Raw genomic sequence first — 11,645 nt, 5'->3', positions numbered from 1 at the left:
ATCCCCATCGGACCCTCTCCCCCTCAATCGCCATACACAATCTATATGAGCAACAGCTTACCCTTAATCAAAAACTAAGTTTCTCACCCACCCCAAATGCAAAAATGATACCTAGCGTGTGGGTTCGGGTTTTTGCCTTTACCAGTTGCTAGATATCAATTTGATATCAGAGTTAGATTTTTAATACCCCCAGGGGAATTCGAATCCCCGTCGCATCCGTGAAAGGGATGTGTCCTAGGCCTCTAGACGATGGGGGCGCGTTTCGCTGCGTTTGCTTGTGTTCCGCACCTTTATTACCTTAACTAATTTTTCCCAATCTGTCAACTACTTTGTGAAAGTTTTTTTTCTAGTCGTCCGAAAGCTGCTCGCAGTAAGCTTTGAGGATGCTGGCGCAGTTGCCGATCGCCCCCAAGTGAGCAATTTCAAACCCGTGGGTGTTCTGCGTCGGGAAAGCCAAACAAGCCGCGCGGGCTACATGGCCGAACTTCATGGCGATCGAAGCATCGCTCCCAAAACCGCTAATTACCGCCAACTGCACCTCCACATCGGCTGCGGCGGCGGCTGCGCGCAATTGGGCGTTCAATCCTTCATCGTAAACTCCGTAGCCGTCCTGAACCAGCAAAACCGGCTTTTCGCCATCGTCGATCGGGTATTCTGGCGCTAGAGGGCAAATTTCCAAAGCAATCAGCGCGTCCAACGGCTGGCGCTGCGAAAAATACAAAGCCCCGATCGCCCCAACCTCCTCCTTCGCCGAAGCCACCAGATAAACATTCACCGCAGGCTCTTGCAAACATTGGGCCAGAGCCAGCAAAATCGCCACAGAAGCCTTGTTGTCCAGGGTGTAGCTCGCTATCCAATCCTTCAACCGCAGCGGGCGCTTGCGGTGCTTTCCCACCACCATCCGCGTTCCAGGCCGAATGCCCGCCTCGGCTAATTCCTCCCTGGTACACTTGGTTTCAATCCAGGCATTTTCCCACTTGAGAGAAACATCTTCCTGCTGAGCTTTTTGGGGAGATTCGTGAGAAACGTGGCGGCTTCCGAAGCTGAGAATGCCGCTAATTGTTTGCTTGTCGCCCAACAAATCGACAACGCCTTCGCCGTAAACCCACGGAAACGTGCCGCCCAATCTGCGGACTTCCACGCGGCCGCGATCGCCTATGGTTTTGACGATCGCCCCAATTTCGTCTTTGTGGGCCGTAATGGCGATCGACCTTTCGGGATTGCGGCCAGGAATTAGGGCGATCGCATTGTCCGCGCGATCGATCCAAGCATTCACACCCAAAGCGGCGAATTTTTCCATCAACCGCTGGTTAATTTCCGACTCTACACCGCTGGGCGAGTGCAGCATGACTAATTCTTCGATTGTTTGAAACAGGCGATCGAACTCTAACATTTTTTATTCCCGCGTTTGGAATCGCATTTTGACATACATTAAAGCAGATTTACTCCTGAGAGTTCAAACCCTCCGAAATGTTGTTATTTTGACAGTAACGACAAAGTAAATTATGGCTTTATTTTTCAAAGATTTAGCGCAACTAATGCAGCGCAAAATCATAGCCCAAAAATTAGTGAAAAATCAACATATAGCGGCGATAACAAAAGTGAGTATAGTCCTATGCCCACGGAGCCCTATGCCGGATAGTACCTCATCTTTATGAGCAAGGCTATATTTGCTAGCTTTCAATTGCTAAAATAATTAATTGTGCAAAAAAAGCGGTATCAAGTAAACGTCCCTGCAAAAAAAAGCCTAGAGGGAGAATTTATAGAAGTGCTTTTAAATGACTGCTGCGGAGTCGAGCAATTCTCCCAATATCCAAGAACAATTATTGATATTTGAGCCAAGGTCGGGCTATTTCCTCTTGCTGCAAAAAACAAGTTTCCCAGAACGTGATTCACGCCTACGAAGCTAATTATAATTTTGAAATTCACCTCAAACATCAATCTAAGATTCTAAAAAATTGCATTCCCATGCTGCGAATCTATTTTAACAACAGAAGTTGAGTTAAATCTGTTCGTCTCCTCGATCAAAACGCTGACTTCCTTGATTTTCCTCAAGGCGAACAATACCATCATTGGGAACATTGAGGATACCCGTGAATGACTCTTGACTTAGTGGCAAAGCTTGTTCCTTGTTTTTGCGATCGGCAATTTCGCGTTGCAACTTATCAATTATCTGTTGAAAACGAGAGGCTTGTCTGAGCATTTCTTGTTCTGAAAAATCCAGCAATTGAATCAAATTAGAAATTTGATATTCCAGAAATTGAGTTTCGTGAAAATCATTATTGATGCCCGATTTTGCCGCAGTGTTTGAGGAATCAAATACAACTTTTTCACCACTAAGCAACAAAGCTGTTTTGACACTCAGTGCTAAATGTTTAAACATTTGGGCCGTGTTTTGTGAAATTTTAACTTTCAGGAAAATCTCTACAGCAAACAAACTCCCAGACGGCAGAAGTCCCCCAAATACCAACACAGATTTGACTTGGTAGGGAATAATTAAAGATTTTTGTTCGGGAATCAAGAGACTGCCTTTTGCCTCTGAAACGTGAAAAATATTTAATACTGCGGGTTCTAATTGCAGAAACCTTTCTGGCTGGGTTCCGATGACTGTAGGAATGTCTAAACCAAACTGCCGGATTATTGCCGAAATCGCCGGCATTTCGGCTACTAATTCGGCGCTAACTAACCCAATAGCAGTATTTTGGGCTGCTGTATGCCGAGAATTCCACTGCGGTTGGGAGCCTGCTGCTGCTAGCAAAGTCCAGCATTTCATGTCGGATGCAGGGGAATTATTGTTCATCAAACGGCGGACAGATTGTTGCAATGAGTCTTCTAATTCGCCGTAGGGATGAGTTTTGAACAAACGCACCAAAACACAGCTATTTTCTCCTGTTTCCGAACTGCAAAAATGTTGATAAATAAATTTAACAATTTTCTGGCTGCAAGCCTCCATACTAGCTGTATTTCTACCTAGCTGGCGCAGGACTAAGCTGCATTTCGCCATGTCTTGCGGGGTGAATCGGGTCATATCGTACATTAAAAAACGCTCTCCCAGAGCTCAAACACTCTTTTTCATTTATCGTTAAGGCCGCTACCGCATCCGGAGTCCTACTGAGAGGATTGAAAACTGTTGGTTAAAATACGTACAAAATCTTCTCGGAATTCCCAGAAATTGTGTCGGAGGATACATAAATGAAGACTGAGGGAAAACAATTGATCCCGCAGCGTGCGCCGTTCAAGCAGAAAGATGTTGATGTACGGTTTTTGAAAGGATTTGTGACTGTGACTCGCGCACAGAAATTACAGAAACGGGAATTTTCTACTGCGGTGACTACCGCAATCAAAAAGGTTCGATGGTTCTGACTTGGGTGCTTCTTTTGCTGAGAACCTAAGTCGGAACGATCGAACTTGCTTCAGAATAAGTAGAGGCTTTGTGTGAACTTTGAAACACTCAAACAACTTTACTGGGTAGGTTGAGACTTTGCTTGCAGAGCATCTTTAGCTGACAATCCCCCATCTTGAACGCCAAAATACCACAAACTAGCGGCAGCTTCGGCGCGAGTCACCGATTTCTTCGGCTGAAACAAAGTTGTAAAACCAAAAACTCGGCGAATATTTGCCAAATCTCCATTGTTAAAATCAGCTAAAATTGCCCGCGAAGCCTGGGAGTCAATTTTAGAAGCGTCTTGAAAACCCCACTTTTCTTTCACTCCGTCTATGTTAGCTGTCGGTAAAATTTGACGAGTATCTAAAGGCACTTTCCAAAGAATCATTGTTTCGCGAGTTAAAGGTGCATCGGGGCGAAATTTCACATCTTTAGTGTCTGCTGAAAGCGAACTCGGAATTACACCTGCTTCTGCTAAACCTTGAATTACTGAAAAATCTGGGTCTGTTTTGGATACGTCAGAAAAGGCGGGTTCGCTAGAGTCTACTGCTAATCTAATTTGTTTGCCTTGACGGCTGGCATAAATCTGGTTGTTTGCTGCTACTAACCAGCGGGCGTATTCGCGGCGGGTGATAATTTTGTTGGGTTTGGGCAAAGTGCTGTTAGTTTCTAAGTTAGCATTTTCTGTAGTTCGCACTTTCAGCACTTCCAACTGAGCCAAATCTGCCACATACTGGCGCAATTGTTGAGGAATTTGGCTGTCTAATTCGCTAACTTTTGCTGATTTTGGCGAAGCTGATGGCGCTGGGGTGGTTTCCTCTGAGTTAGATGGAGTTGGTGAAGCGGTGGGAGATGGGCTAGACTCGGAATTGTTAGGTTGGGGACTGCTGGCAATTTCTGAACTCTCTTTGCTATAATTGATCGCAAATTCTGTAGAACCCCCTACTTTTTGAGTAGGAGAAAGCGACACTGTTACCCGCAAATTATCTCGCGTTGCGACTAAAGTACCTGGTTCGTCGGCGCTGGGGCTGCTGACTATTTGCCAGTTGCTGCGCCCAAATTCTTTGGTGTAAAAGTTCTGTACGGAATTAATCGGATCTGTGCTTTCCCAGCGCAGCCGTACAGTTTTTGGCGACGGATCGGTTTGCCCGCCAACTTCGATTAACTGAGCGTTAGGATAGAGTGGAATCTCGGTGGGGAAGTCGGGAGGAAGTTTGGCGGTTGTGCTGGTTTCGACTGCTGGCGGAGGAGGCGGGGGAGATAAAACTACTGGATTTTGTTGTAATTTGGGATCGGCGGCTAAAGATTCTTCGAGTGCTTTGCTGTTGGGGCTGTTTGCACAAGCTGTGACAGCAGCTAGCAGACACAGGGCCAGCCCAGTCTTTACACCAAAGAGTATATTGGTTTTATTGGTTTTACTGGTTTTGGCTTGCCCGATCGACTTGCGTTGTCGTTGAGTAAATATAGTATTCAGCATAAATCCCTCGTTTGCGGATATCTTTCTAGGCTAGCGCAGATCGATCGGGCAAATATAATTTTTACCCAAATGAAATTGCTGCATTTATTCTTAGTTACTGCTACATTACTGATATTCCCTGTCAAGTTTGCCACTTTGGCAAAAGCTCAAGCCGCCCCGCAGCGGCCTGCTTTGGAGATGCCAGAGTGGCAGCCGTTTTGCTCGGCGATGGGTTTGTTTGCGATCGATATGCCGGGAAATCCTAAAATTAATGCCGAAACTTTTTCAACTCAAATTATCGCTCATACCTACAGGTCTGTATTAAAAAACAAAGACAGTTATTTACTTCAATACTTCGATCTCGATTTTCGGATCGGCAACAATAATAGTAATAATAATATCAAAATTACTTTAAATAATGCCGTTGATTTCTTTGTTGTAGGGTCAAATGCTAAATTGCTGCAAGTGCGGGATATTTCCCTCGGCAGCTATCCGGGAAAAGAGTTTGAGTTTCAACCGCTTTCTCCGGCTGCACCTGTAGGTGTGGGCCAAGTATTTTTGGTGGAAACCCGCGTTTACGGCTTGGTTGCGACTACCTCAAAACCAGAAAACGCTCAAAAATTTCTTGATTCTTTTCGTTTGTTTTGAAGCCAGAAAATAGGCAAGTAATTGTTTGTGGCGTTTAACGAATTTAGCCGAAGTGGGTAATAGGTTCGAGGTGGGAGGGAAAAATTAGTTGGGAGTGGCGACGATCGAATTTATTAATAAAATTGAGGCTTTTCAACTTTGTTTGCACGAAAATATTGACTTTGGCAACGAAAAATATCGAGAACGATCGGGCTTTTGAGGAATAGTGGGTTTATAACTAATGATATTTTTTCTCAAAAAGGTGATAATTTTAGATTGGAGGATTTTAGATTGGGGGATTGATAACTCGATCGGTCAATACCCGATATTTGGCTCGAACTTGCTACAAGTTAAACAGGACGCAACACATTGTTTTGTTTTTTGTCATCTATCTAACGAAATACATACACCACTTACGCAAATGGCAGAATTAGTAGGATGCCCCGGAAGTCCAAACCCTGATGATCTCGATCTAATAATGCGTCTGACGTACCCTATAAGTTGATGGTAGCGTGACAATTGCGTAACTTATAATATAGAATTTACACCTGTAGAGCGATGTAAGAACTTCCTCAAATTTATATATTTGAGATAAGGATTTTTCCGCAATAAGCACAAACTACGTAGCCAACACAGATTCTGTCAGGCGCGGCGCAGTGCTCAACCAAGTCTAGACTCATCGAAAGCTTACCCGGAGGTTATTAGATCTTATGAACAAACTAACACCAATTGTCATCAGCGCTCTCCTATTATTTGGAGCTGCGGCTTGTACCGATGGAGCTAAAACAAGTGCTGACGCTCCTAATTCTACCACCACCACAGAAAATGCCGCCAGCCCGCCCCCAGCGGAGACGGTTAAAAAAACTCAGTCCGACGCCACTAGCGACATTCGCAAAAACCAAGCAAATGCTGATATCAGAGCCCGAGAACAGCGCAACAACGTGACTGGAGGCGATGCCATCAGAGCCGATGGCGACCTCCAAAGTGAAGTTCGCTCCAAGTTGGAAGTGAACATCACTAAAGGTCAGCTAACTGTGGACGCCAAAGATGGGGTTGTCACCGTAGCTGGCACTGTTCCCAATCAAGAAGATTTAGCTAAAATTGAGCCGCTAGCTAAAGAAATTAAGGGTGTCAAAATGGTGAACGTTACGGCTACTGTTGCCCCGGCTGCACCTGCATCGCCTAAGTAATAAATTAGCAGGAAGAAGCAATAAGGCCCTTGGGCTTGCTTCAGCTATGCTGGCTCACAAGTCGCGAGCGGGTAAAAAGAAGGAAAAGGGAAAGAAGGAAGAGAGCAAACGGAAAATTGGGAGTTTTAAAAGTGCTTTTAAAAGCGGCTCTCAATGCTTAGGTGACTCTTCCTTGTGGGTAACGGGGTTTTAAGTTAAAAGTTTTAAGATTCACGCACTCAAAACTCCCAACTCAAAACTCGTGCAATACCTGCAATTTCCCATTCCCAATTTCAGATTTCCAATTCCTGAAAATCAGGGTAAATCCGCCTGAAGAAAGAGGGCGAAGTTATTCCCAGCGACCGATGAAAAATGTCGAAAAAAATGAATAAATGTGATTAATGGTAGCAAGCAGAGCATAAATTCTGTAGTTGTGTAAAAGTAGTTTATTTTGAAGGACAAAAAAATGGCTTTAGGTCAAAACAAGCGAGCTGTAGGATCTTTTTCTAATTACCGCGATACGGAACTAGCCCTGTTGGAACTGCAAAGTAGCGGGTTTCCGATGAATAAAGTTTCGGTAGTTGGGGAAAGTCTCAATGGGAACGAAATTGGGGGCGCTAGCACTGCTAAGAGCACCGATGAGAAAGTGGGCGGCGGCGCGAAAGCTGGCGCGACGGCGGGAGTCGTGACGGGCGGTTTGATTGGGTTGCTCGGCAGCATTGGGGCGCTGGCGATTCCGGGAGTTGGCCCGATCATGGCGGGGGGCGCGATCGCGACTCTGCTGGCCGATACTGTAGTCGGAGGTGCGATTGGGGCTGCAGCAGGCGGTTTGGTGGGCGGCTTAATAGGTTTGGGCGTTCCCGAAGACAAAGCTAAAGTTTATAGCGATCGCCTCTCGCGCGGAGAATATTTGGTATTCGTAGAAGGAACAGATGCCGAACTTGCCACTGCTGAAGGAATTATGAGCGTGCGGGGCATTCAGGATTGGGGCATTTACGATGTGCCGACACACACCGGCCGCAGAGCTTCGACCCACGACAAGCGCGCTGTGGGGGTATTTTCAACCCGCCGCGAGACCGAGCACGCCCTGGGAGAACTCAGAACAGCGGGTTTTGACATGAATCGGGTTTCGGTGATCGCTAAAGATGCTGATTCTCAAGGCGACATCGCAGGGATTGACGTACACGACAGCGCCGACAACAAGGCTGATGAAGGGGCGACCAAGGGCGCGCTCACAGGCGGCACCTTGGGCGGTTTGACGGGCTTGTTGGTGGGTCTGGGCCTGGTGGCAATTCCTGGTATCGGGCCGATTATGCTGGCAGGAGCTTCCGCTACGGCGATCGCCACTACACTTGCCGGTACTGCTTTGGGTGCGGCGGCAGGCGGTTTGCTCGGAGCTTTGGTCGGTTTGGGAATTCCTGAAGAGCAAGCTAGAGTATACAGCGATCGGGTGGCAAGGGGAGATTATTTGGTGCTGCTTGACGGTAGCGAAGCAGAAATCGCCAGAGCTGAAAAGATTTTGAGCCGCGGCGGCATTCAGGATTGGAGCATCTACGACTCTCCCAGCGTCGATGGCGCTCGCGCAGATTACGGCGCTCCCGGCACTCCCGGCGTTGATACTACACCTGGTATTTACGACCCCAATCAGGGCCTGACCGGCCACCCAAGAATTTAACTGAATGTGAGTGGGAAGTCCCGCACCCTACCTGTACTCAGGTGGGTGACGGGATGAAAACGAACCAGAAACAAGTTGAGCGATAGCGAATCAGTGATACAATTGCACTATCTTGACCACTATCCTCCTAGGCGAAAACCAAGCTAAACGGAGCGTGTAGCCAGAAAAAGTATGGGTCTTAGGAACTAGGACTCCTGCCTGTGGAGGGAAGATCAGACTACTTGCTTCAACGGATAGCAACAGCACATCCCAATGAATCAGGAAGCCAGTGCTGTATGCTACGCATCAGCGTCTGGTAGTTCACTACTTCAAACTCGGTTTGGGTATTGTTTCTACGAACGGCAGGGTAGTGCCTCTCCCGCACTCGGATTGTTTATGGGATGGGCGTTGAACGCTTTGCCGATCGAATAATCTCAAAAGTCAGCTTTTTTTGTGAAAGCTGGCTTTTGTTTTGTTTTAGAAAGTTAAAAAAAGCGACACTATTCAACAGTTGATAGTTGACAAAAGGACAGTTACCCGGTAGTAGATCGCGAGGTGATTGCCTGCTAGGGAAATTAATTGTTCCTTGCACCCTACAAGGGGAAGGCTTTAAACCCATTTTTTCTGGTAAACAAGCAACTTTCGACCAACTCCAAACTCATACAGAATAAGTCATTGGCGGCCATGCTAAAATCTTAAATCACAAACTTGTACCCTCGCGACTTGTCGGCTGGCGTAGCCGAAGCAGGCCGAAGTATTTTAAATCGAAAATCTCAAATAATATGACCTATTAAAAGTTCATAGGACTAATAATAATATTGTCGTCCCCTTCAGTCCAGACTGAGGCTGGTCATTGGTTGGCTGTAGCAGCCCAATGGCCCTTGGCAACACCTGCGGCATAAATACAGTTTTTCTCGGCCTCAGCGAAGCATTTGAGCTAGGAACAGCTTTTATGTCCGGCAGCGCGTCTGGTGTCGGGCTTTCTGTTAATTAGAACCGCAAGCGCTCATGGATCGAGTCAAGATTGACAGCAAGCACAGCATCGCGGGAGCAAGTACCAGCCTCGCGGGGCATTTTTTCGGGAAATCTCAGGCGAGAGATAGCCTGTTTTTTGCTTCGCCCGGCCCTTGGGAGCGAGTGAGGGAAACAGCCTTCCTGTTAGATTTCACTGAACGCGAGTACAGTGGGGGGAGGTGAAACTAGCGGAGCTGGCAGGGTTCTGCTTTGATGGGCGATGGAAGATAGAAGGCAGAAAGTAGCAGGCATTCGGATTTTAAGCTTTGAGTTCTTATTTCTTTCTGGCACTAATAAATTCGATCGCCCGTACCGGCAATTTTTCGGCTCAGAAGGGGGCGGGGATGCCGGCAGCAATACCCCAAATAGGCGATCGACCTTGACAAGGGCGATCGACAATTTATCAATATTTTGCGAGTTTGGCAAATGGTTAGTAGTTAATAGTTAGTGATTAGCAGTTAGTATAAATACAACTAACAATTAACAACTAACATCAGTCGCAACTAACTATTAGCAAAATAAGACTTACAGGACTTACGCGGGGTGGCGATAAACTCTGTTTATTAATGACTGCCTCGGTGGAAAACCCAAAATCTGTTACGAAAAACATGGTTGATTTTCGTAAGTTATAACTAGGCAGCCCTGTCTGGCGGGTGTCAAACCCTTGGTTAAAACTGCTTGAAACCCTTGAAATTTGGTAAAAAACTAGGGTGTGCACCGCGTACCGGTTGACCTTGTTTCTCATCGCTGGGCGATCGGTTGACTTTTTGGCTACCGTCTTAAGCCAACCGTTCAAGATTAGCCGGTGCTGGCGGCCATCCTATATTCTGACGATATTTCAAGTATTTTGGAGACTTTCAACCAAACTCATCAAACACGCCCTACAGGGCTGGTTATAACTAAGTTAACAGAGTGATGCTAGCAATCAACCAGTTTTGATAATTTTTACTGTAGCCGTATCGATCGACAAAACTGACTAGCAAACACGATACAACCAACTTTCAGACAACATAGAAGATCGAGAAATTAAGGAAACTCACTCAACTTTTTTTATGGATTTCACTGAAATTTTAAGTGCCAATGAACTTTTAACTAGACATAGAAACGGGGAACGAGATTTTCGAGGAGCAAACCTCATTGCAGCTCATTTGAGTGAAGCTAATCTCAGTCGCACAAATTTGAGCAACGCTAATTTGAAAGGAGCCAACTTAATTAGAAGCAAACTAATTGGAGCTAATTTAAACGGTGCCGACTTAAGCGGGGCTAATTTATCTAAAGCAAAATTAATTGAAGCTAACCTCGGCACTTCTAGTTTAACTGGAACTGTGGCGATCGCAGCAGATTTTAGTGGGGCAAATCTCAGCGGAGCAATATTGTCTCGCGCTGACTTGAGCAAAGCTATTTTAACTGGAGCGAGTTTAGTAGGAGCTTGTTTGTTAAGCAGCTCGAAACTAAATGAGGCTAATTTGAGCGGGGCGACACTTAGTCGAGCAATTATGAGCGGGGTTGACTTAAGCAAAGCAAATTTGACTAGAGCGATTCTCAGCGAAGTGGATTTGAGCGGGGCCAACCTGAGCGGAGCAACTTTAATTCGGGCTTATCTCAATCGCGGAAATCTCGGAGGTGTCAACTTAGTTGGCGCTTATTTGAGCGAAGCAAGTATGCGGGAGGCTTCTGTTTGCGCTGCTGATTTAAGCGGGGCTGATTTGAGCGGGGCTGACTTGAGCGGTGCTAATTTAAATGGCTCTAATTTGAGCGGTGCTGACTTACACGGAGCTAATTTAAGTAAAGCCAATTTAAATGGTTTGATTCTGCACAATGCTGATTTGAGGGCTGCGAATTTGAACAAAGCTTCTTTGCGGGGAGCTGATTTGAGCGGTGCGAACTTGTCGGGTGCTAGCTTGTTGGAAGCGGATTTGCGGGGGGCAAATTTGAGTCACGCCAATTTGTCGGGAGCGGGTTTGCTGCTAAGTTCTTTGACAGGAGCAAATTTGACAGGAACTAATTTGTCAGAGGCTAATTTGATTGGGGCGAGCTTAAATGTTGATAATTTGAATCAAGCGGCTTTGGGCGGCGCTATTTTGCCGAATGGAGCTACTCACAGCCGCGATTGATATGTTGCAAGTTGTTAGTTGTTAGTTGTTAGTTGGCAGTTGGCAGTTGGTTGTTGGCAGTTGGTTGTTGGCAGTTGTTGCTATAATAGACCTCTTCTAAAAGCCAAGAACAGGCTCTACACCTGTTTCAAAATAATTCTTGAAATGTCTAATAGCAAATATTAGACAGTTGATTCAAGTCTGGTTGAGTCGATAAACTATAATACCTGTAAACCGGGTTTATTTG

The 11,645-nt window shown here is 46.0% G+C and carries 10 protein-coding genes and 1 tRNA gene; 7 read left to right on the top strand and 4 right to left on the bottom strand.

What is annotated here, in order from left to right; all coding sequences use genetic code 11:
• Window positions 1-184 precede the first annotated feature (184 nt).
• From QUA97_RS03750 to QUA97_RS03735, 4 genes are all read right to left on the bottom strand, one after another.
• Window positions 185-257 (bottom strand) — tRNA-Glu (locus QUA97_RS03750).
• An 89-nt stretch (window positions 258-346) separates the two neighbouring features.
• Window positions 347-1,393, bottom strand: a complete 1,047-nt coding sequence (locus QUA97_RS03745; RefSeq protein ID WP_194066314.1) for a M42 family metallopeptidase — start codon at window positions 1,391-1,393, stop codon at window positions 347-349.
• A gap of 609 nt (window positions 1,394-2,002) precedes the next feature.
• Window positions 2,003-3,028 carry a histidine kinase gene (locus QUA97_RS03740; RefSeq protein WP_333193136.1) on the bottom strand — a complete coding sequence of 342 codons (1,026 nt, stop codon included), beginning with the start codon at window positions 3,026-3,028 and terminating at the stop codon, window positions 2,003-2,005.
• A 433-nt stretch (window positions 3,029-3,461) separates the two neighbouring features.
• Window positions 3,462-4,862 (bottom strand): S-layer homology domain-containing protein, encoded by a 1,401-nt coding sequence (locus tag QUA97_RS03735; protein WP_333193134.1) that lies wholly within the window; start codon window positions 4,860-4,862, stop codon window positions 3,462-3,464.
• Between the two features lie 69 nt (window positions 4,863-4,931).
• Here QUA97_RS03735 and QUA97_RS03730 point away from each other — a divergent pair, with 69 nt between their 5' ends.
• The 7 genes from QUA97_RS03730 (at window position 4,932) to QUA97_RS03700 (ending at window position 11,419) form a co-directional block, all read left to right on the top strand.
• Window positions 4,932-5,489 carry a hypothetical protein gene (locus QUA97_RS03730; RefSeq protein WP_333193132.1) on the top strand — a complete coding sequence of 186 codons (558 nt, stop codon included), beginning with the start codon at window positions 4,932-4,934 and terminating at the stop codon, window positions 5,487-5,489.
• Window positions 5,490-6,178: 689 nt separating this feature from the next.
• On the top strand, window positions 6,179-6,658 hold the full coding sequence (locus QUA97_RS03725) for a BON domain-containing protein (RefSeq protein WP_194066310.1): 480 nt from the start codon (window positions 6,179-6,181) through the stop codon (window positions 6,656-6,658).
• 445 nt (window positions 6,659-7,103) lie between these two features.
• Window positions 7,104-8,312: a general stress protein gene (locus QUA97_RS03720; protein ID WP_194066309.1), complete on the top strand. Its 1,209-nt coding sequence runs from the start codon at window positions 7,104-7,106 to the stop codon at window positions 8,310-8,312.
• A 252-nt stretch (window positions 8,313-8,564) separates the two neighbouring features.
• Window positions 8,565-8,723: a hypothetical protein gene (locus QUA97_RS03715; RefSeq protein WP_194066308.1), complete on the top strand. Its 159-nt coding sequence runs from the start codon at window positions 8,565-8,567 to the stop codon at window positions 8,721-8,723.
• A gap of 576 nt (window positions 8,724-9,299) precedes the next feature.
• A complete protein-coding gene (locus QUA97_RS03710; protein ID WP_194066307.1) occupies window positions 9,300-9,488 on the top strand; it encodes a hypothetical protein in 189 nt (62 codons plus the stop codon).
• Between the two features lie 37 nt (window positions 9,489-9,525).
• Window positions 9,526-9,753 (top strand): hypothetical protein, encoded by a 228-nt coding sequence (locus QUA97_RS03705; RefSeq protein ID WP_194066306.1) that lies wholly within the window; start codon window positions 9,526-9,528, stop codon window positions 9,751-9,753.
• Window positions 9,754-10,357: 604 nt separating this feature from the next.
• Window positions 10,358-11,419, top strand: coding sequence for a pentapeptide repeat-containing protein (locus QUA97_RS03700; RefSeq protein ID WP_194066305.1), 1,062 nt, complete (start codon window positions 10,358-10,360; stop codon window positions 11,417-11,419).
• Window positions 11,420-11,645: the final 226 nt, after the last annotated feature.

It is taken from the genome of Microcoleus sp. CZ3-B2 (genome assembly GCF_036705055.1).
Taxonomy (GTDB): domain Bacteria; phylum Cyanobacteriota; class Cyanobacteriia; order Cyanobacteriales; family Microcoleaceae; genus Microcoleus.
This window is presented reverse-complemented; position numbering and strand designations above follow the sequence as displayed.